Source organism: Sodalis sp. RH16, from assembly GCF_047324245.1.
GTDB classification, from domain to species: domain Bacteria; phylum Pseudomonadota; class Gammaproteobacteria; order Enterobacterales; family Enterobacteriaceae; genus Acerihabitans; species Acerihabitans ligni.
In genome coordinates this window covers 4,477,250-4,496,713 of sequence record NZ_CP178737.1, presented here as the reverse complement: position 1 = coordinate 4,496,713, position 19,464 = coordinate 4,477,250, and the positions used below count along the sequence as shown (strand labels likewise).

Annotated in this window: 19 protein-coding genes; 5 read left to right on the top strand and 14 right to left on the bottom strand. The window is 57.2% G+C overall.

Features of this window, described 5'->3' with window-relative positions; all coding sequences use genetic code 11:
• Window positions 1–299: 299 nt before the first annotated feature.
• The 6 genes from ACL2XJ_RS20585 to ACL2XJ_RS20560 all read right to left on the bottom strand — a co-directional run bounded on the left by ACL2XJ_RS20585 (window position 300) and on the right by ACL2XJ_RS20560 (window position 7,290).
• Window positions 300–1,349, bottom strand: a complete 1,050-nt coding sequence (locus ACL2XJ_RS20585; protein WP_413724333.1) for a cyclase family protein — start codon at window positions 1,347–1,349, stop codon at window positions 300–302.
• Window positions 1,346–2,656, bottom strand: coding sequence for an MFS transporter (locus ACL2XJ_RS20580; RefSeq protein WP_132927756.1), 1,311 nt, complete (start codon window positions 2,654–2,656; stop codon window positions 1,346–1,348). The genes ACL2XJ_RS20585 and ACL2XJ_RS20580 overlap by 4 nt, the downstream gene beginning before the upstream one ends.
• Before the next feature lie 135 nt (window positions 2,657–2,791).
• Window positions 2,792–4,111: an MFS transporter gene (locus tag ACL2XJ_RS20575; RefSeq protein WP_203521593.1), complete on the bottom strand. Its 1,320-nt coding sequence runs from the start codon at window positions 4,109–4,111 to the stop codon at window positions 2,792–2,794.
• 104 nt (window positions 4,112–4,215) lie between these two features.
• Window positions 4,216–5,166, bottom strand: coding sequence for a phosphoglycerate dehydrogenase (locus tag ACL2XJ_RS20570; RefSeq protein WP_132921782.1), 951 nt, complete (start codon window positions 5,164–5,166; stop codon window positions 4,216–4,218).
• A 73-nt stretch (window positions 5,167–5,239) separates the two neighbouring features.
• Window positions 5,240–6,124: a dihydrodipicolinate synthase family protein gene (locus ACL2XJ_RS20565; protein ID WP_413724332.1), complete on the bottom strand. Its 885-nt coding sequence runs from the start codon at window positions 6,122–6,124 to the stop codon at window positions 5,240–5,242.
• A 17-nt stretch (window positions 6,125–6,141) separates the two neighbouring features.
• The gene (locus tag ACL2XJ_RS20560; protein ID WP_203521595.1) at window positions 6,142–7,290 is read right to left on the bottom strand and encodes an iron-containing alcohol dehydrogenase; all 1,149 of its coding nucleotides are present in this window, start codon (window positions 7,288–7,290) and stop codon (window positions 6,142–6,144) included.
• A 190-nt stretch (window positions 7,291–7,480) separates the two neighbouring features.
• On the opposite strand from ACL2XJ_RS20560, the gene ACL2XJ_RS20555 reads away from it, so the two are divergent.
• The gene (locus ACL2XJ_RS20555) at window positions 7,481–8,461 is read left to right on the top strand and encodes a D-threonate 4-phosphate dehydrogenase (protein WP_413724331.1); all 981 of its coding nucleotides are present in this window, start codon (window positions 7,481–7,483) and stop codon (window positions 8,459–8,461) included.
• A gap of 13 nt (window positions 8,462–8,474) precedes the next feature.
• Complete coding sequence (locus ACL2XJ_RS20550) at window positions 8,475–9,242, top strand: DeoR/GlpR family DNA-binding transcription regulator (protein ID WP_132921786.1); 768 nt, start codon at window positions 8,475–8,477, stop codon at window positions 9,240–9,242.
• A gap of 36 nt (window positions 9,243–9,278) precedes the next feature.
• Here ACL2XJ_RS20550 and ACL2XJ_RS20545 read toward each other — a convergent pair whose 3' ends face one another.
• Both ACL2XJ_RS20545 and ACL2XJ_RS20540 read right to left on the bottom strand, forming a co-directional pair.
• Window positions 9,279–10,019, bottom strand: a complete 741-nt coding sequence (locus ACL2XJ_RS20545) for an SDR family oxidoreductase (RefSeq protein ID WP_132921787.1) — start codon at window positions 10,017–10,019, stop codon at window positions 9,279–9,281.
• A gap of 13 nt (window positions 10,020–10,032) precedes the next feature.
• The gene (locus tag ACL2XJ_RS20540; RefSeq protein WP_413724330.1) at window positions 10,033–10,428 is read right to left on the bottom strand and encodes a cupin domain-containing protein; all 396 of its coding nucleotides are present in this window, start codon (window positions 10,426–10,428) and stop codon (window positions 10,033–10,035) included.
• 219 nt (window positions 10,429–10,647) lie between these two features.
• Here ACL2XJ_RS20540 and ACL2XJ_RS20535 point away from each other — a divergent pair, with 219 nt between their 5' ends.
• A complete protein-coding gene (locus tag ACL2XJ_RS20535) occupies window positions 10,648–11,547 on the top strand; it encodes a LysR family transcriptional regulator (RefSeq protein ID WP_413724329.1) in 900 nt (299 codons plus the stop codon).
• On the opposite strand, the gene ACL2XJ_RS20530 is transcribed toward ACL2XJ_RS20535, so the two are convergent.
• Genes ACL2XJ_RS20530 through ehuB form a run of 5 tightly spaced genes read right to left on the bottom strand, consistent with a single transcriptional unit; the run spans window position 11,544 to window position 15,573 of the window.
• Window positions 11,544–12,290 (bottom strand): amino acid ABC transporter ATP-binding protein, encoded by a 747-nt coding sequence (locus tag ACL2XJ_RS20530; RefSeq protein ID WP_413726930.1) that lies wholly within the window; start codon window positions 12,288–12,290, stop codon window positions 11,544–11,546. The genes ACL2XJ_RS20535 and ACL2XJ_RS20530 overlap by 4 nt on opposite strands.
• Before the next feature lie 55 nt (window positions 12,291–12,345).
• The gene (gene ehuD, locus ACL2XJ_RS20525) at window positions 12,346–12,999 is read right to left on the bottom strand and encodes an ectoine/hydroxyectoine ABC transporter permease subunit EhuD (protein ID WP_132921791.1); all 654 of its coding nucleotides are present in this window, start codon (window positions 12,997–12,999) and stop codon (window positions 12,346–12,348) included.
• A complete protein-coding gene (gene ehuC / locus ACL2XJ_RS20520) occupies window positions 12,996–13,673 on the bottom strand; it encodes an ectoine/hydroxyectoine ABC transporter permease subunit EhuC (RefSeq protein WP_413724328.1) in 678 nt (225 codons plus the stop codon). Before ehuC ends, ehuD begins: the two co-directional genes overlap by 4 nt.
• 25 nt (window positions 13,674–13,698) lie before the next feature.
• Window positions 13,699–14,667 carry a succinylglutamate desuccinylase/aspartoacylase family protein gene (locus ACL2XJ_RS20515; protein ID WP_413724327.1) on the bottom strand — a complete coding sequence of 323 codons (969 nt, stop codon included), beginning with the start codon at window positions 14,665–14,667 and terminating at the stop codon, window positions 13,699–13,701.
• 21 nt (window positions 14,668–14,688) lie between these two features.
• Window positions 14,689–15,573, bottom strand: a complete 885-nt coding sequence (gene ehuB / locus ACL2XJ_RS20510; RefSeq protein ID WP_413724326.1) for an ectoine/hydroxyectoine ABC transporter substrate-binding protein EhuB — start codon at window positions 15,571–15,573, stop codon at window positions 14,689–14,691.
• A 300-nt stretch (window positions 15,574–15,873) separates the two neighbouring features.
• Between ehuB and ACL2XJ_RS20505 the strand changes: the two genes are divergently transcribed.
• Window positions 15,874–16,863: a fatty acid desaturase gene (locus tag ACL2XJ_RS20505; protein WP_413724325.1), complete on the top strand. Its 990-nt coding sequence runs from the start codon at window positions 15,874–15,876 to the stop codon at window positions 16,861–16,863.
• A complete protein-coding gene (locus tag ACL2XJ_RS20500; protein WP_341785735.1) occupies window positions 16,835–17,632 on the top strand; it encodes a phosphate/phosphite/phosphonate ABC transporter substrate-binding protein in 798 nt (265 codons plus the stop codon). The genes ACL2XJ_RS20505 and ACL2XJ_RS20500 overlap by 29 nt, the downstream gene beginning before the upstream one ends.
• A 44-nt stretch (window positions 17,633–17,676) precedes the next feature.
• Here ACL2XJ_RS20500 and ACL2XJ_RS20495 read toward each other — a convergent pair whose 3' ends face one another.
• Window positions 17,677–19,455: a tannase/feruloyl esterase family alpha/beta hydrolase gene (locus ACL2XJ_RS20495; RefSeq protein WP_413724324.1), complete on the bottom strand. Its 1,779-nt coding sequence runs from the start codon at window positions 19,453–19,455 to the stop codon at window positions 17,677–17,679.
• Between the last annotated feature and the right edge of the window lie 9 nt (window positions 19,456–19,464).

The window sequence follows — 19,464 nt, the reverse complement described above, 5'->3', positions numbered from 1 at the left end:
TCCATGAAACCGGTTATATTTTTGCTCACATACTCATGGGTCTTATTGATTTATAGGTTGTTTAGCCTGAAATAACTTAATGTTACATTGTCACTTAAAAAGAACAAACGAGAAAGAAAAGAAAACGAGAATCATACGCATTAGCATTATTAATGTAAATAATAATTACTATTGCAATGAGCCACATGGGGCAAGGCGGGGTCGGAGCAAAGAAGAGTCGCGTTAGGTATACAGCATTATCGGGCGTGATACTTTATGGGGCGGCTCGTCTCGTGCGCGCTTGCCGCCCGGTATTTTCACTATATTGTCGCCACCGGCGTTACCGGGGACCCCACGGCACCGGGTAATCGGAGCGGCGGCGCGGTAAGCAGGAAAGCGTGCCGCCGCTCCGCCGCCAGCCCATCGGCCAACTCGCTCAGATGCCACAGTTCGCCCAGATAGGTGCCGAGCCGAAACAGGCAAAGCTCATGCAGGGGATGAGAGGGATAAACATGCTCGTTCATGGGATGGGCCGGCAGAATCTCCACCGCCGGGTTATCCGCAATCAGCGCCACGATACCGTTGTCCACAATCCAACGGCGCAACCGTCCGTCGCTGCCGTCCAGACCGGCGAAATGCCGGCCGAGGTAATCGCCGTCGGGCGTCCCCGCCATGGCGATGATGGCTTCATCCATGCCGGTTCTGAAACAGACCATATCCCCCGGACGAACGGTGATATTGTCCGCCCGTAAAATATGCAGCAGATGCTCATAGCCGAAGGCCAGCCGCTCGATACCGAAATGTTTTTTTATATCCACCATGACCGCCCGGCCCTGTATGCCGTGCTGCGCCATATGCTCAATGCCCAGCGCCGTTGCGCCGAGGTGGCTGCCGTGATGGCAGCCTGCGCCGGGGCGGTAATCCTGTTCCCCCACGATGTCCACCCCGGCGCGATAGCCGTTATAAAACACCATTTCCGGCACCCCGTTACCGGCCACATCGAACCATTGCCCCATATGCGCCAAACTGTCCCACTGGGTTGAATACTGCAAAGCCAGGGTAACCATGTCGTCGCAAATGACATCGGTCAGGCGGGCATTGTCCCGCGATAGGGGATAGGTCATATTGGGATAATCCCCCCGCCGGGTCGCCTGGATGCGCGGCGGCGGCCGTCTGGGATTCATCACGGTTCCGCCGGGCAGATCCAGCGGCAAACTCAGGCAGAAGGTGCGGCCGGACTTGACCTCCGCCACCCCTTCCAGCACTTTTTCCGGCGTCAGTAAATTAAGCCGGCCCAGCTGATCGTCAGGACCGAAATCACCCCATGTTGCATCGTCTGGACGCTGTTTCCAGCGGGTCTGCCGGTTCATGCTCTTCTCCTCCCGGAATTGATTTTCAGCGCCATTGGCTGCACTTTCGGCAACCAGATACCATAGACCACCGCGCCCGCCAAGCCCACAACGCCGGCAAGAACCAAAGGAATAACAAAGGAATGGGTAAATTGCATCACCACGCCGATAAAAATCGGCGAAATAATCCCCGCCAGATTCGCGGCCATATTCTGGATACCGCCGATGGTCGCCACGTTGGCGCGGTTGGGCGTTACGTCGGAGGGCAGCGCCCATAATGCGGCGGAAGCGAAAGTCGCGGCAAAATTGGCGAAACACAACGCGGCCAGGGCCAGGGTAACCGTGGGAGAATAAGCCGCTATGCCGATGACCGAACTGCCCAGCATCCCCCCCACCAGCGGGATTTTACGGGCGATGGTCAGAGAATAGCCCCGCCGCACCAGACTGTCGGACAACAGGCCGCCGCACCATCCGCCAACAATCGCCGCGATGCCCGGCAGCATGCCGAGCAGGCCGAATTTCATCAGGGACAGATGAAAGGTTTCCACCAGATAGGTGGGAAACCAGGTGAAGAAAAAATAGGAGACGAAATTCACGCAAAAAAAGCCCGCCATCATGGCCTGCACCGTGCGCTGCGCCAGCAGTTGGGCAATGCTCATGGCCTCGCCGGTTATATGCTCCTGATTGGCCTCGATAAATTCCACTTCTTCCTGCGACACGGTGGGATGCTGGCGGGGATCACGATACCAGACATACCATGCCGCGGCCCAAATCACCGCCGCCAGGCCGGAGATGACAAACGTCATGCGCCAACCCACCAGGGCAATCAGGAAAGAGACGATGGGAATGGCCAGGGTGCCGCCTATCTTGCTGCCGTTATTAAAGGTGGCCGCGGCAAAGCTGCGCTCCTGGCGCGGGAACCAGCGGGTGACCGTTGATGAGCTGGCGGGATAGCTGGGCGCTTCCACCGCGCCGAGCACAAACCGAAAGCCCAGTAACGCGGTGATACCGTTCGCCAGTCCGCAGGCCGCGGTGGCCAGCCCCCAACAGAGGCTACTGAAGGCAAAGGTGATACGTGGACCGAACCTGTCCACCAGCCAGCCCCCCGGCAGTTGGAACAAGACGTAGCTCCAAAAGAACGCCGATAATAAAAATCCGCTGTCGGTGCTGGATAAATGCAATTCCGTTGACATAAAGGGAATGGCAACGCTCATCGTGGCACGGTCGATATAATTAATGGCAATACCCACGGACAACACGGTCAATATAATAAACCGCATCTTGCCTTTAGCCGATTTTATATTCTCCACTGCATTGTGGCCTGTCATATACTTTTGTGGCTCCGGATTAAGCGACATTATCATCTCCTGCGGAAAATCATTATGTAGGACGCAGAGTAAATCGATAATCGCATTACCTTTGGATAATGCGATTATTAAAACTAACGACAACTAACTGAATAGTTAAATATGGTCCACGGACGCTTGCGGGGCGGGACCGGAAATTTCAGGCTCGATGGGTTCAACCCTACCGAGCAAAAACAGGTAATTCAGAATCCCCACCACCACCAGCGCGGCGGAAAACACCAAAGCATAGGTAAAGGAGCCGGTTGTCGCCACAATAAAGCCGGTAACAACCGGTCCGATGGCCCCGCCGAAATTCGAGACGGTGTTTTGCAAACCGGCCACCATAGAGACGCTGTTTTTCGGCGCCACGTCCCCCGGCAGGGCCCACACCTGCGACGCCGCAATGGTCGTGCCCGATTTTGCCACGCACAGCAGCAATACGGTCATGAACACGGATTGGGTAAACGGGGCGAAACCGATACACAGCGCCAGCAGCAGGCCGATGGTTAGGAACAGCTTGCGGGTGGCGGTGAGGGAGAGGATTTTTTTGTGGGCGACGACATCCGAGGCCCAGCCCGCCGCCACCTCCATGATCATGCCGCACAGCAGCGGCAGCGCGGCCACCATCCCCATATTGATAAAGTCCATTCCTTTGTCTTTTACCAAATAGGTCGGCAGCCAGGTAATGAAAAAATAGGAGGTATAGTTAATGGTGAAAAACCCGATGCACATCGCCCAGATATTGCGATAACGCAGCAGCTTATACCATTTTATCGGCAGGACCGATTTATCGCCGTGTTTTTGTAACTGCCCGTCGCGAATATAGCGGACTTCCTGCGAACTGATATGTTTATGGTCTTCCGGATTTTCGGCATAGATAATATACCAGGCAATCAGCCATACCAGGCCGACCGCACCGGTTATCACGAACGTCATGCGCCAGTCAAACATATAGATAAGCCAAACGATGAGCGGCATGGCCACGGCGCTGCCGAACTTCGAGGCGCTGTCGAACAGGCCGGACACCGTGGCGCGCTCCTTGTCCGGGAACCAGCGGGCGGTGATGCCGGCATTGCTCGGATAAGCGGCGGCCTCGCCCACTCCCAAGGCCAATCGCAGCGCCAGCAGGGATTTGAATCCTGTGGCCAGGCCCATGGCCGCGGTGGCGACGGACCACCAGCCCAGCGCCAATCCCAGCCCTTTTTTCTGGCCGAAACGATCGGCAAACCAACCGCCGGGAATTTGCAATAACGAATAAGACCAAAAAAATGCGGCCATCACCAGGCCCATGGTCTCAGGATTTAAACTGAGCTCTTTAATCAATTGCGGCGCGGAAGCGGAGAGCACCGTGCGGTCAACATAATTAATGGCAATGGCAAGCCACATTAAGCCGGCGACCCACCAGCGGATACGAGATTTCGTTGCGGCATCGTTCATGATGATTGGCCCAATATAGAGTGGCGCTTATTTGAATAAATGAGCACCATATCGAGTATTATACCCGGGGAGAAAATAGCCATTCTCCCCATTATTAAATACCATCAAAGTGAATTCATGATATTTACAGGTCTTTGCTGGTGTACCACGCACTGAATAATCTGTTCCACGCAACGGGCACCGATGGCGCTGATGGCGCCGTCGGTATAGCCCGCGATATGTGATGTTGGTATAAAATTATCTAAGCTAAATAATGGATGGGTCTTTAACGGTTCCTGTTCAAACACATCCGCCGCGGCACCGGCGATGACGTGATCAACCAACGCATCATACAGCGCGTTTTCGTCCACCACGCCGCCACGGGAAACATTAATCAGGAAGGCGCTTTTTTTCATACGTTTCAGCCGCGCTTCATCGAATAGGTTGCGGGTCTCGGTGGTCAACGGCGTATGAAGCGTAATGAAATCGCTCTGTTGCACCAGTGAATCCAACGTAACAAACTCAACGTTATGGTCGCGGGCAAAGGCTTCGTCCTGATAAAAATCATAGGCCAGCACGCGCATGTTAAATCCGGCGGCGCGCAAGGCCACCTGTTTGCCTATATTCCCCAGTCCCACAATGCCCAGCGTTTTGCCATAGACATCGGTGGCAAAGATCCGCGGCCAGCGGCCTTCCCGCGTCTGGATAACGGATTGCGTCAGCTGGCGGGCGCCGGCCAGGATCAAGGAAAAAGCAAAATCGGCGACCGCATGCTTATTGGCATCGGGAACATTGGTGACATAAATACCCCGTTCAGCGGTGGCCTTCAGGTCAATATTGTCCACGCCGACGCCATGCTTGCAGACAATCTTGAGCTGCGGCGCCATCTCCAGCAGTGCCGGAGTCACCTCGGTAAACGCCACAATCATCGCCACGGTATCGGCTAGATGCGCACGCAGTTCGGACAGACTGATATCCGCCGGCAACATGACTATTTCCAGGCCATGCTGTTTAAGCGCCATGACCGGGCTATCATCATATTTAGCAAAAGAGGGCGAAGTACAGAGTATTTTCATATTGAGATTCCGTTATTATCCCACCGGCCCACGGTCGTGATTCCGCGGCGTGTATAAACGCCCGCAGCAAAAATCACTTGGTATATTTATTGATGATCTGGAGGATTTTTTCCTCGTCCGCCGCGCTGAACCTGATGGGATAACGGCTTTCCCCTACGTCATAACCCATCAGCGACACCGCTTTTTTCACCGCCGCCGGAGAAAACGCCACGTTATACAGATCGGTTCGCAGTCCGGTCACCTGTTCCTGCGCCGCACGGGAGCCTTCCACATCGCCGGCATGGAAACGGGACCAGATAGCGTTAATCTCTTTTGGCGCGACGTTGGCCAAACCGGAGATGCATGCGGAGCAGCCATCCACAAAGCCCTGATGAATGAGCGAGTCGGGACCGTTAAGCACGCTGAAACCCTCGAGATCCTTCACGGCGTTAAGAAAGCCGCTCAGGCTTTCATAGCTGCCGGCACTGTCTTTGATACCGATAATATTCGGATGGGACGCCAATTGCCGGACGGTTTCCGGTTGCAGCGTATTGCCGGTGCGCGCCGGAATATTGTAGAGAAAGATCGGCACCGGCAGGGCATCGGCGATGGCCCGGTAATGCCACGCCAGTTCCTCCTGTTTTAGCGGCACAAAATAGGGCGTGATCACGGAAACCGCATCGACGCCCAAACCCGCCGCCTGCTTACCGAGCCGGATGGTTTCGCGGGTGGATATCTCGCCGATATGCCCCACCACCGCCGCCTTGCCCGCCACCTCATCGGTGCAGGTCTCGATTAATGCCAGCTTTTCCTTCTCGTTCAGCACAAAAAACTCGCCGTTGGTGCCACCGCAGAATATGCCGTTGCCGTAACCCAACTGGCGCTGAACCTGCAAACGCATGGCGCTCGGGCTGAAATCGCCGTTTTTGTCGAAGGTGGTGACGATAGCCGTCAGTACGCCGCTGATTTTTTTGCTCATAATACCCTCGTAATTAATCAACAATCCTGTGTTTGGAACAGCGTCAAATAGAGGCGGCGGACATCGTCGGCGCCCACTTGCGTCGGAACATTTTTCATGAGCCGCTGCACGTCCAGCGCCGCCTCCACCAGATAAGGCAAATGCTCCCCGCCGATTCCCAGCGCCTCGAGACTCGCCGGCAGCTTTAGGCGCTGCACCAAGGCGGAAAAATACTCCACCAGCGCGTGGGATTTTTCTTCGTCGCTTAGAGAGGTGATGGCATCAGGCACTAAATCATAGGCCTGCGCAAATTTGGCCACCGCCGCCGGACGGATAAAGCGCATACAGGGGGCCAGCAAAATGGCGTTCGCCACCCCGTGGGGGATATGGTATTTGCCTCCCAGGGGATAAGACATGGCATGAACCAGATGCGTCCCGGCATGGGTAATGGCGGCGCCGCCGTAATAAGACGCCCACAGCATTTCCAATCGGGCGGCCAGGTTATCCGGCCGGGCCACGGCGATTTCCAGATTCGCGAACAGTTTTTTCAGCCCCATCAGGGCATAGTTGTCGCTGACCGGGTTGGCCGCCACGGACGTAAAACATTCAATCAGATGACAGAGCGCGTCGATACCAGTTGACGAGGCGATAGACGCCGGCATGCTGACGGTCAACTCCGGCACCAATGCCACATAGTCCGGCAGCATCACCGGCGAAATGATCCCGACTTTGGTTTCCCGTTCGGGGATGGCTAAAATGGCATTGGGCGTAGCTTCCGAGCCGGTTCCGGCCGTGGTGGGGATAAGCAGCGAGGTGATGCGCTTTTGCGGCTTTTCTCCCGCCAGCAGGGCGGTTAAATCCGGCGCGCCCCCGATACACAGCACTGAAAGCAGTTTCGCCACGTCCAGCACGCTGCCGCCGCCGATACCTATCACCAGATCAAACGACTTTCCCCCCAGCGCGGCGACGATAGCCTCCACATCCTGCGCCCTGGGCTCCGGGGGGACATTATCAATCATCTTAAGGCTGGCGACCTTGCCGCACACCTGCTCAATCACGCTTTGAACGGCGGGAATAACGGCGATGTTTTTATCCGTTACCAGTAATGCCGCTCGCTTATCCTGCAACAGGTAACCCAGGTCGTTAAGCGCCTGATAACCACTGATAAGGGTGCTGTTTATATTCATTGACCTTGCCTTGTCTCTTCATTCCCCGCTCAGGGAACGTCGGTGATTATATTTCATCATTTAACATCACAGCTCATGGCCGCCGCCCCTATTTTATAGAATATTTAACGTTGGTTTTTTTTGATCGTGCTCACATATAATCAACTATGATTCAATATAATCATATTGTGTTTCAATCAGGAGAAGCGGAGTGATTAAAATCATTGCAGTCACCATGGGCGACCCGGCGGGCATCGGTCCGGAAATCATCATCAAATCACTCATCGACGGCCCCCTATCCGGTGCGCCGACGGTGGTGGTGGGCTGCGCCGGTACGCTCCGGCGGGTTTTATCTCTGAATATCACGCCGGCGGCGGAGCTGCGGATTATCAAAAACGTCGCCGATGCGCATTTCGCTCCCGGCATATTGAACGTTATCGATGAACCGCTGGCCGACCCTCTGGCGTTGCAGCCGGGCAAGGTGCAATCGGCCGCGGGGGATCTGGCCTACCGCTGCGTAAAGCGGGCGACCGAACTGGCCATGGCGGGAGAGGTTCATGCCATTGCCACGGCGCCGTTAAATAAGGAAGCATTGCACAGCGCCGGCCATATTTATCCAGGGCATACTGAATTGCTGGCGACATTAACCCACAGCCGGGATTACGCCATGGTGCTCTATACCGAAAAGCTGAAGGTGATTCATGTCAGCACGCATATCGCCCTGCGCAAATTCCTGGATACCCTGAGCCGGGCGCGGGTAGAAACCGTTATCGCCATGGCGGATACCTTTCTCAAACGCGTCGGTTTCGACGCCCCCCGCATCGCGGTGGCCGGCGTCAATCCCCATGCGGGAGAACACGGTCTGTTCGGTGATGAGGAGATAACCATTGTCGGCCCGGCCATTGCGGCGATGACGGCAAAAGGCATCAATGTTTACGGCCCCTGTCCGCCGGATACGGTTTTCCTGCAAGCCTATGAGGGACAATATGATATGGTCGTCGCGATGTATCACGACCAAGGGCATATCCCCTTAAAGCTTCTGGGCTTCTACGATGGGGTGAATATCACCGCCGGCCTGCCGTTTATCCGGACTTCCGCGGATCATGGCACCGCGTTTGATATCGCCTGGCGCGGACAAGCCAAAGCCAAGAGCATGGCTGTTGCCATCGCGCTGGCAATGCAATTGGCATAAGCGGACGGACGCGATGACGGGACAACCTCGCCTTGACCAGATTTTGGGTTACCTGAAAAACCATAATCTGGTGACAGTGGATCAATTGGTGACGGTGCTGAGCGCATCGCCCGCCACCGTGCGCCGGGATCTCATCAAACTGGATCGGGAAGGCGTCATTTGCCGCATGCACGGCGGCGTAACCCTTAACCGGTTCATTCCCTCCCAGCCCACCACCTACGAAAAAAATCAGCGCAATCTGGCGGAGAAGCAGGCCATTGCCTTTGAGGCCGCCGGCTTCGTCACCGCCGGTGATACCGTGGTGCTGGATGCCGGCACCACCATGTACGAGCTGGCCCGCCAATTAAGCCATTTGCCGTTACGGGTGATTACCACCGATTTGCATATCGCGCTGTTTCTCAGCGGCTTTAAGCAAATCGAGGTTACCATCATCGGCGGACGCATCGACGACAGCAGTCAATCCTGCATCGGTGAACATGGCCGCAAGCTATTGCGCAGCATTAATCCGCAACTTGCCTTTGTCAGTTGTAACTCCTGGAGCCTGGAGAAAGGCATTACCACGCCGACCGAAGAGAAAGCCGGCCTCAAGCAGGATCTGCTGGCCAATGCCCAACGCCGGGTGCTGTTGGCCGACAGCAGCAAATACGGCTCATGGTCGCTGTTTCGCGTTTGCCCTTTGCCCTCGCTGACGGATATCGTCACTGACTGTCGCCATCGGCCGGAAATGATGCCGGCGCTAGACCACCAGCCGTTCCAGGTGATCTATGCGTCATTAGGCTGAAAGGCGCCCCGTCACCGGGCACCGGCATCCGGCTAATCAGAGATCTTGTTTCGTGGGGCGGAACAGGATTTCATTGATATCCACCTCCTCCGGCTGGCTGATGGCAAAGGCCACCACGGCGGCGAACGAGTCGGCGGAGATGGCGGTTTCAGCATAGAACTGCTTGATATTCGCCGCCACGTCGGCTTCGGTAATACTGTCCGCCAGTTCGCTGGTTACCGCCCCGGGGGAAATAATCGTCGTACGGATATTGTAGGGTTTCACTTCCTGCCGGAGCCCTTCGGAGATCACCCGCACCGCGGTTTTGGTGGCGGCATACACGGCGCTGCCCGGCCGTACCTTATGGCCCGCCACGGAAGAGGTGTTAATGATATGCCCGCCCTTCTGTTCTTTCATATACGGCAGCGCCGCGGCAATGCCGTACAGTACCCCTTTGAGATTAACGTCAATCATCTGGTTCCAGTCGTCGATTTTACGGCGTTCCAGCAGCGAATGCGGCATCAGTCCGGCGTTGTTGACCATCACATCAACGCGGCCATACAGCGCCACGGCTTTGTCCACCAGGGCCTGCACCTGTTCCGGCCGGGTCACATCGGTTCTGAGCACCGCCTCTTTATCCAGGGATAGCTCCCCGGCCAGCGTTTCCAGCCGGTCCAGGCGGCGGGCGCCCAGCATGAGTTTTGCCCCGTCCTTGGCCAAACGGCGCGCCAGCGCCTCACCCAGGCCGCTGCTGGCCCCGGCGATAACCACCACTTTATTTTCAATACCTTGTGCCATAATTCCTCCGAAATTATTTCCGATACTGTTCGTCGCTGACTTTTTCCAGCCATTCAACCGGACTGCCGTTCAGCGATTCCGCTATGGCGAGATGCGTCATGGCGGTGTCAGGCGTCGCGCCGTGCCAATGTTTCACCCCGTCAGGGATCCAGGCAATATCCCCTTGATTCATCTCTTTGATTTCGCCGCCCCATTCCTGCAGCCAGCCACGGCCCTGGATGATGATAAGCGTCTGGCCCAGGGGATGGGTATGCCAGGCGGTACGGGCGCCGGGTTCGAACGTCACGGTGGCGCCACCCACACGGGCCGGCGCCGTTGCCTGGAAAGGCGCATCGATGCGGACCCCGCCGGTAAAATAACTTTCAGGGCCGGCTTTGGACGGCTGGGAACCGCTGGGTGTTATCTTCATATTATATTTGCTCCGATTTACGGTCCGGTGAGTTTTTCCAGCGCGTCGGGATACCGATCGCCGGATATGACGCCTGATGTGAAAGGTAGCAAAGAACGGTCATAAATATTAGAGTGGATAATGTGCATAAGTCTATGAGGTCAATTCATAAATAGTGCCGTATTACCGCTGATTAGTGCTAATCTATGCCCGGTCAATGCTAAAAACATCCCTAATGAAATGCTAAAAGAAAATTTTAACGATTTGATTTCCTTTCTTGCCGTGGCGCGGGAGCGCAGCTTTACCAAAGCGGCGGCCAAGCTCGGCGTGTCGCAATCCGCCTTAAGCCATGCCATCCGCGGGCTGGAAGAGCGGCTGGCGCTCCGGCTGCTCACCCGCACCACCCGCAGCGTCGCCCCCACGGAAGCCGGCGAAAAGCTGATTGCCAGCCTGGAGCCGCGCTTTGCCGAAATAGAAGGCGAGCTGGAAGCACTAAGCGAAATGCGTGAACGACCCGCGGGTAATATTCGCCTGACCGCCGGAGAACACGCGGTGGATTACGTTCTCTGGCCGGTGCTGAAATCGTTCCTCGCCCGATATCCGGATATCCATGTGGAAATCACGGTGGATAATGCCTTGACCGATATCGTCAGCGGCCGTTTTGACGCCGGGATTCGCCTGGGTGAACAGGTGGCGAAGGATATGATTGCGGTGCGCATCGCGCCGGATATGAGCATGGCCGTGGTGGGGGCGCCGGCCTATTTTGCCCGCTGCGGCGTCCCCGGCACGCCGCAGGATCTGCAGCATCACGCCTGCATCAATATGCGGCTGCCCACCATGGGCGGATTGTATGCCTGGGAGTTTGAAAAAAACGGCCAGCAGATAAAAGTCCGCGTGGAGGGGCAACTCACCTTCAATACCCTCAAACAGCGGATAGACGCCGCGGTAAATGGTTTCGGCCTGGCTTTCATACCTGATGATTCGGTGGCGGATGACATCAGCCAAGGCCGCCTGGTGCGTGTGCTGCAGGAGTGGTGCGAACCCTTCCCCGGCTATTATCTCTATTATCCGAGCCGCAAACAGCATACCACCGCCTTTGCCCTGTTTGTCGACGCGCTGCGTTATCGGCCCGGCGGCTAGCGCTCGGTCAGGATATTGAGGAACTGCCGGGTTCGCGGATTGAGGGGGTTTACCAGCACCTGTTCCGGCGTGCCGTCATCGATGATTTTCCCTTTTTCCATAAACAGTACCCGATCGGCCACGTCCCGGGCAAAGGACATCTCATGGGTCACCAGCAGCATGGTCATGTTTTGCCCATGGGCGACATCCCGGATCACCTTGAGTACCTCCCCCACCGATTCCGGATCCAGCGCCGAGGTCACTTCATCAAACAGCATTACGCGGGGCTGCATCGCCAGCGCCCGGGCAATGGCCACGCGCTGCTGCTGGCCGCCTGACAGGGTGGAGGGCCAGGCCGGCGCTTTATGCGCCAATCCTACTATCCGCAGATAATAATGCGCCCGCTCCCGTGCTTGCGCCACGTCAAGCTTAAGCACCCTTAACGGCGCTTCCATGATATTTTGCTCTACGGTCAAATGGGGGAATAAATTAAAATGCTGGAATACCATACCCACCTGATGGCGAACCGGTCCCCGCGAGAACCAGCGATGCTGACGGCGGCCGCTCCCCACCGCCGCGCCATCCATGGTCACCGTACCGTTCGACACCGTTTCCAACCCTTTGATCAACCGAAGAACGGTGGATTTGCCGGATCCGCTGGGGCCGATGAGCGCCACTTTCTGTCCTTCGGGTATGGCAAGGTTGAGGTGATCCAGCACCCTGGTATCACCATAATCCTTGACCACCTGCGCCAGGGAAATCAGCGGCGTCGTCAGGGACGACGGCAGGGATTCAACCTGGTACGTGCTTTTTTTCCAATCAGCCATGGCGGTTCTTTTTTTCGAGATAGTTGAATATAAATGAAGTGGGTAAACTGATAGCCAGGAACAGCAACGCCATCAGGGTATAAGGCTCGTTGTAGCGATAGGTCACGCCGGCTATCTGTTTTGCCGCCTGGAAAAGCTCGGGAATGGTTATCACCGCCAGCAGCGGCGTTTCTTTGAACATGCCGATCAGGTAGTTGCCCAGCACCGGCACCATCGGCTTCATGGCCTGGGGCAAAATAATGCGCCGCCAGAGCGCCAGCGGCCCGAAGTCCAGCGCCCGCGCCGCCTCCCATTGGCCGGCGGGCACGTCGTTAATGGCCCCGCGAAACGCCTCGGCGATATAGGCGCCGTAGTACAACCCCAGCCCCAGCACCCCCGTAGCGACGGCCGGCAGGGTGAGGCCGCTTAGCGGCAGGGCGAAAAACAGGAAGTAGAGCTGGACCAGTAACGGCGTCTGGCGAAAAAACGCAATATAGGCTTTACTCAGGACACGCAGGGCACCGACGGAGCATTGCCGCAGCAGCGCCATGGCGCCCCCAATAGCTACCGCGCCGCAAAATCCCGCTACCACGACTTCCAGCGTCACCCCCAGACCGGCCAGCAAATCAGGCAAAATCGACCAGGCGAAGGCCAAATCAAAAGTCATCGAGCCCCCCGTGACCCGCGATGGCGGGTATGGCGGCGCTCATATCGACGCACCAGCCAGACAAGCGGCCATGACAAAAAGAAATAACACACCAGCACAAAGCTCCATATCAGCGTTTGGTGGCCCAGGCTGGTAATCAGCGTTGAACCGGAGAAGGTCAAATCGCTCAGGGTTATCATCGACACCAGAGAAGTGGATTTCAGCAATTCCACCAGCAGGCTACCCAGCGGCGGCAGCATAAAGGGCAGCGCCTGCGGCAAAATAATACGCCGCAGCCCGGCGGCGGCCGGAAAATCAAGGGCCCGCAGCGCGTCGCGCTGGCCCTGGCCGACGTTAACCAGCGCCGAGCGAACGATCTCGGCGCCGAAAGAGGAAAAGTTAAGTCCCAATCCGATAACGGCGGTTGTCATGGGGCTTAAGGTAATCCCCAACAGCGGCAAAATAAAAAACAGATAAAACAGCTGCACCAGCGCCGAGGTCCCGCGGAAAAACTCGATATAGACCCGGGCGCCGACGCTGAGCGGGCGAAACGGCGACAGCCGCAGCAAGGCGACGATAAACGCCAGCGCCAGCGCCAGCAGCGCGGCCAACAAGGTGATTTGCAGCGTAACGCCGATGCCTTTCAGCAGCTGCCGCGCGATAAACTCCAGCTGTTCGGTATCCATAAGCCTCATCGGCCCGCCTTTATGACCCGCAAGCTCATTCCCCGGCCGGGGCCAGGCTGATAAGCCACTCCCCTTCCGAGGTGATATTATGGTTCACAATCATCAGGATAAGCCCGGAAAACGGGGCGATAATATCCGCCAGCCAATCACCGAAAAGATCGCGAACGATGCCGAGGCGCTGCCCGCGGCTGACGGTTTGGCCTACCGCCACGTCCAGGTAGAGACGGCCGCTGCGGGGGGCCTCCACTTTGTAAAAATTGCTCACCACCCGATTACGGCGGACACGCGGCGCAAAGGCGTCGGCGGTAAGGCCGAGGTAGCGGGCGATATTGGCCACGCCGTTAAAATGAAACAGCGTATTTTCCTCGTCCAGAATGCCGTTGGCGCCGCCTTCGGCCATTACGGCGTGGCGCCCCAGCCATGGCAGCTCATTGGTGGCCCGGCCGCGATTATTGCGCTGATCCACGTCGAATTCGACGATGGCGTCCGCGTCGAACTGATGCGCCAGTGCCCGGGTGCGGGCGTCAAAATCCCCGTCGCCGATGAGCTGGCACATCACGAACTTGGCGACCTCCTCGCGCAGATCGCCGCCGTGCAGGTCAATAAACACCGCGGCATCTTTTGCCCAGACGTTCAGCACCGCATCGATAAGCGCTTCGCTAAAACTGCCCTGGGGATTGCCGGGGGAAAGGAAATTGATATTTTTATCATCTACCGGACAAACAAATTCCGCATGGCTATACAGCCCGGGCATATTCAATATCGGCAGTATAGCCACCGAACCCCGCTGCAGATTGGCGGCAAAATACTCTTTTAACCGCAGGGCGGCCTCCATCGCCGCAACTTCGTTCGGATGCATGCCGGCGATAATGGCAAGCTTTGGTCCGGGTTCGGCAGCGGTAATATCAAACCAGGGCAGTTGCAGCTCGGTAAGCAGCGGATGGCTGAACGACAAAAATCCCCATTGCAAATTGCCCCGCTGCCCGTTGGTGTGTTTAATCATGATAATGCCTGTCGCAATAAATCAGCTATGGGTTGCACAAATCTGGCTGGCCTGGATATTTTCCGGCGGCAGTTCATTGGCGGTATAACCATATTTTTGCAATATTTTTAATAGATCACCGGAAGCGCGCAGCTTCGCCAGCTGGACATTGAACGCGCTGATAAACTCCGGGTCGTTACGGGGCAAACCGAACGCATGGTAGTTATAGCTCGGCTTGCCCTGGGCATCGGGAATCTGTTGGAAAGGCAAAGCGCGTTCCACCGACGGATCCGGCTCTTTTTTCAGCAGGCTGATGATTTCCGCATCCGGAAAATACACGGCATCAATACGATTTGCCTTTAATGCCGCCAGCGCCTCGGTATCTTTATCGAATAACACTACGCTGCCGGCGTCTATGCCGCTGTCTTTGGCTTCCTGAATCTGGTTGGTGCCGTTTTGGGTGCCCAGACGAGCCCGTTTATTGGCCGCCACATCTTTTAAGCTGTGCAGATTAAGCGGATTGCCTTTTTTGACGATAAAGGCCCCGCCGGAGCGGGTGACCGGATTGGAGAAGCCAATGACCTGGCAGCGCGAGTGATTGATAAAAAGCCCGGCGCCGATGACATCAAACCGTTTGGCCGCCAGACCCGGCACCAGCGCGCCGAAGTCCACGATGGGCGTATCGATTTTGGTGATGCCCAGAGGCTTGAGCACTGCCCGCAGCACCTCGATATTGGCGCCGGTGGCTTTCCCGTCGGGCCCGATATAGCCGTAAGGCTGTTCATTGGCGATGCCGGCCACCAGCGGTTCCTGGCTCTTTGCCTTATCCAGCAGGCTTTGGGCCGATGCGGATAGGGAAAATGCGGCGCTGAGCAATAAAGCGAAGCTTACCCTTCCGGCGAGGGATAATGAGGTGGTCAATGTCATGGTTTTTCCTAAAAAAAGCGCGATAGCGTTAATTCGGCCATTGAAAGTTCAGGCGGGTGATGTTTTCTCATACAAGCCGGCATTCAATGCGGGTAAAAAATTAGAACACGGGACACCGACATTTTTTAAATAACAATTTCAGCATACTATATATAAAAACTGCGTAACATAATGGCTACATCACCGCCGTTACCCTATAGCTATTTCCCGTTCATCTATTACCGTTTAAATACGTTGTTATTTAGTGCCGTGCATTCCATTTTATTTTCCAATGGGTAGTTATTCATTGGAATAAGGCTGATGGCAACGGTTAAAAAGGGTGCGTCCTACCTGCACGGACAGCAGCGGGATTTTATTCACGGATTATCCCAATCATGGCTGTGGCGCAGCGAACTGCCCACCTGGATCCTGATTGTGACCATTTACAGCGGCTGGTTCGCCGCCCTGGCCTATTGGCGAATCCTTGGATTGGTTCCCACCACTCTTGTCCTTACCTGGTTCACCGCCTGGTATATGTCGTTGCAGCATGAACTGATCCACGGCCACCCCACCCGCAATCCCCGCGTCAATCAGCTGCTGGGACTGCTGCCGTTGGCCATCTGGTATCCCTACGGCCTATACCGCGACTTGCATCTACGGCACCATCGGGAAGAAGAGCTGACGCTGCCCGGCGAAGATCCGGAAACCTATTATTTCTCAGCAGAGCGCTGGGAACGATTGAGCCGCCGGCAGCGGGGCCTGATACGGCTGCACAATACCCTGCCGGGCCGGGTGCTGCTGGGGCCGGCGCTGGATATCGCCCAGGCCATGGTTTGCCTGATTGCCGCATTTCACCGCCGCGACCGCCGGGCCATGGGGATGTGGCTGGCGCACGGCGTGTTGTTGATGCTGGTTATCGCCTGGATACGCTATTGCGGCTTCCCGGTACTCTATTTTCTGCTGGCGGTCAGCTACCCGGCCCTGGGCTTGACCAAAATCCGCTCCTTTATGGAACATCAGGCGGCGGACGATCCCAAGGAGCGCTCGGTGATCAATGAAGCCGCCCTGCCCTGGCGCCTGCTGTTTCTCAATTTGAACTATCATTCGGTACACCATGATTTGCCGGGTGTCCCCTGGTATGCTCTGCGCTATATTTATCTGACCTATCGGCACAGCTACCAGCTGCAAAACCGGGGATTTGTCGTGCGAGGGTATTTCGAATGGTTAAGCCGTTTCCTGTTAAGACCTGTGGATGTCAATGTTCATCCGGCGTCGTTCACCGGTGAAAAAAAACCTGATGGCCCCGGCTGATAGCGTCTCCCTTCCCATGTATGCCATTAACCGGGCCGACGTCGACGCCCAGTGGCAACATCTGCGCCGGCTGCTGGCCGAACAGGGCGTAGCCGCCGCCGGTCTCGCCCTTAGCTGGCCGGCGGATCTGGCGGCCCATTGGCAAGATCCCCAACTGCTGCTCAGCCAGACCTGCGGCTATCCGTTCATGACCATGCTGCCGGACGTCCAGCCGGTGGGCTGTTTCCATTATGATGCCCCTGGCTGTGAAGGCATCGGCTACCGTAGCTTCCTGCTCGTCCGTCAGCGGGAGACAGGGGCTGAGCTCCGGGATTTCAGGCAGCGGCGGGCGGTCTGCAACAGCGCCGACTCCTATTCCGGCTACCATGCATTACGGGCCATGACGGCGCCGATGGCCGCGGGAGGTCATTTTTTCAGCCAGATCATTTTCAGCGGCGGCCATGAACAATCCCTGATAGCCCTGCAGCGGGAAGAGGCGGATATCGCCGCCGTCGACTGCGTCACCTATGCCCTGCTGCAACGCCATCGTCCCGAACGCATCCGCGGCCTGAAAACCATCGGACGCACCCCGCTGGCTCCCGGCCTGCCCTTGATTACGCAACGGCACACCTCCCCCGCGACGCTGGCGGCCTTACGGACGGCGCTGCTGGGGCTGGTGAGCGCGCCGGAACACCGCGAGGTTTGCCGCGCCGTGCTTATCAAGGGCTTCAGTCCCGTCAGCCGCCGGCAGTATGATGTTATCCTGCAAAGCCCCGGCAACGGCATCTAGCGGGCCGGGGACGCACCTACGCGCCGCCCCGGCCGGGCACAATATCAGTCCATGAATTTATAGGGCCGATAGAAGCCTTCGCCGAGCCATTGATAATAGGCATGGGTCTCCAGCAGCGGCCTGGGACTATAGGCCGGCGTTTCGGCCCGATCGCCTTTAGCGAGGCCGTACGCCGCATAATAGGGATACGGGAACACCGGCCGTGACGCCGCCTTCCCAGGGATGGTCTGCGTTCTCAGAACCGGCGGCGCCGGGTTTTCGTTCGCAACCGGCTGGCCAAAACCGCTTTTTTCGGTATCCGGCGCCTGCCAGGTGGCGACACCGTCCGGCGGGACGCCTTTTTCCACCCAGATCATCAGCGGCGTCAGAAAATCAACCAGGCTTGGCCCCTCCCCGCCGGCGCAATGATAAACGCCCGGCAGCAGATATAACCGCTCGAATCTGTCCCGCCTGGCCGTGCCCATGTATTGCGCCAGGGCATTGTGGTAGGCGATGGAATTCAGCGGGGAAATATGCGGGTCCGCCCAGCCATGCCAAATAATCAGTTTGCCTCCCGCCGCCGCAAACGCGCTCAGATCGGGATTGGTGGCATCATAAAGCGGATGAAGTTTCTGCAACGCCTGGAATGTTGCCCCGTTGAACTTCAGGTCTTTCAGACTGAAGGTCCCCGGCGGGTTGGTGGTAAAATTCAGGTACCTCAAGGAGGACAGTGCGATAAGCCGGCTGAAAATCGGGCCATCGGCGGTTTGCGGCACAAAGACGCCGGCCCAGGCCAGTTCCGAGCCATACTGCGGCCCGCCGACGGTCATTTTTTTACCGGTGTCGGCGTCTCGCGGCCCGTCGTATAGGCGACGCAGCGCGGTAAGCTGGATATCCGTCAGACATTGCCCGCCGCTGCCCGCCTTCACCCCATTGCATTTTAATACGCGCATATTGAAATGGCAGGCCTGGGGATCGGAGATCAGGCCGTCTTTCTGTCCGTCAATCCCATCACACTGCGCCAATACCGCCCGATGAATCAACGGAAGCTCGGCCGCGGTGATAATGGCCTTGCCATCCGGGCCGGTATTGCTGACGGCCTGCCAACTGTGATAAAGGGCATTCTGCGCCTGGAAATTCATCGCCGCCGCGCCGGCGATAATGCCGTCGAAATCCTTCGGGTACCGCTGCGCCTCCATCAAGGCTTCGCGACCGCCGTCAGAGCAGCCGTTAAAATAGGACCTGGCCGCGGGTCGCTGATAAAACGCCGCCACCAGCGCCTTGGACGCCAGCGCGGTAAGGTGCACCGAACGGTAGGCGAAATCCCTGCGCTTTTGCGGATCGTTGCCGAAATCCTGCTCCGACGCGGGATGCCCCATATCGGTGGCGGCCAGGGCAAACCCGCCGGCATTCAGCACGGCGCAGCCGGCCGCCGCTCCCACCTGAAGATTGACCTGGCCGCATAATCCTCCGCAGCCCAGCTGCATATAGCGCTGGTTCCAGCTGGCCGTGGGCAGCATAAGCGTAAAGTTGATTTCCGGCGCCAGCACCCCTTCCACGGCGCAAAACGCCGTGCCGCCGGCAGACACCTCTTTCGCCGACACCACCCGGCTGCCTTGGCCGCCGATAACAGCTAAATCCACCTGCATCAGTGCAGAACAGGCTATGGCCGGTTTAACCACCGCCAATACGGCCGGTTTGCCCGACTCGGCGTTTCGCGGCATGAGCCCAATGCCCGGTAATGCGCCCCGCCCGGTCCCTGGCGCCGCGAGCGACAGGGCGGAAAATAGCAGCAGAGCGGCATATAACAGCCTGCCGCAATAGAGGGGGCTAAGAATAGGCATGGAATCGTC

Excerpts from the sequence above, each read along its gene's own strand:
- ACL2XJ_RS20585 (WP_413724333.1), bottom strand. The coding sequence starts at position 1,349 with ATGAACCGGCAGACCCGCTGGAAACAGCGTCCAGACGATGCAACATGG.
- ACL2XJ_RS20580 (WP_132927756.1), bottom strand. The coding sequence starts at position 2,656 with ATGACAGGCCACAATGCAGTGGAGAATATAAAATCGGCTAAAGGCAAG.
- ACL2XJ_RS20575 (WP_203521593.1), bottom strand. The coding sequence starts at position 4,111 with ATGAACGATGCCGCAACGAAATCTCGTATCCGCTGGTGGGTCGCCGGC.
- ACL2XJ_RS20570 (WP_132921782.1), bottom strand. The coding sequence starts at position 5,166 with ATGAAAATACTCTGTACTTCGCCCTCTTTTGCTAAATATGATGATAGC.
- ACL2XJ_RS20565 (WP_413724332.1), bottom strand. The coding sequence starts at position 6,124 with ATGAGCAAAAAAATCAGCGGCGTACTGACGGCTATCGTCACCACCTTC.
- ACL2XJ_RS20560 (WP_203521595.1), bottom strand. The coding sequence starts at position 7,290 with ATGAATATAAACAGCACCCTTATCAGTGGTTATCAGGCGCTTAACGAC.
- ACL2XJ_RS20550 (WP_132921786.1), top strand. The coding sequence starts at position 8,475 with ATGACGGGACAACCTCGCCTTGACCAGATTTTGGGTTACCTGAAAAAC.
- ACL2XJ_RS20545 (WP_132921787.1), bottom strand. The coding sequence starts at position 10,019 with ATGGCACAAGGTATTGAAAATAAAGTGGTGGTTATCGCCGGGGCCAGC.
- ACL2XJ_RS20540 (WP_413724330.1), bottom strand. The coding sequence starts at position 10,428 with ATGAAGATAACACCCAGCGGTTCCCAGCCGTCCAAAGCCGGCCCTGAA.
- ACL2XJ_RS20535 (WP_413724329.1), top strand. The coding sequence starts at position 10,648 with ATGCTAAAAGAAAATTTTAACGATTTGATTTCCTTTCTTGCCGTGGCG.
- ehuD (WP_132921791.1), bottom strand. The coding sequence starts at position 12,999 with ATGACTTTTGATTTGGCCTTCGCCTGGTCGATTTTGCCTGATTTGCTG.
- ehuC (WP_413724328.1), bottom strand. The coding sequence starts at position 13,673 with ATGAGGCTTATGGATACCGAACAGCTGGAGTTTATCGCGCGGCAGCTG.
- ACL2XJ_RS20515 (WP_413724327.1), bottom strand. The coding sequence starts at position 14,667 with ATGATTAAACACACCAACGGGCAGCGGGGCAATTTGCAATGGGGATTT.
- ehuB (WP_413724326.1), bottom strand. The coding sequence starts at position 15,573 with ATGACATTGACCACCTCATTATCCCTCGCCGGAAGGGTAAGCTTCGCT.
- ACL2XJ_RS20505 (WP_413724325.1), top strand. The coding sequence starts at position 15,874 with ATGGCAACGGTTAAAAAGGGTGCGTCCTACCTGCACGGACAGCAGCGG.
- ACL2XJ_RS20495 (WP_413724324.1), bottom strand. The coding sequence starts at position 19,455 with ATGCCTATTCTTAGCCCCCTCTATTGCGGCAGGCTGTTATATGCCGCT.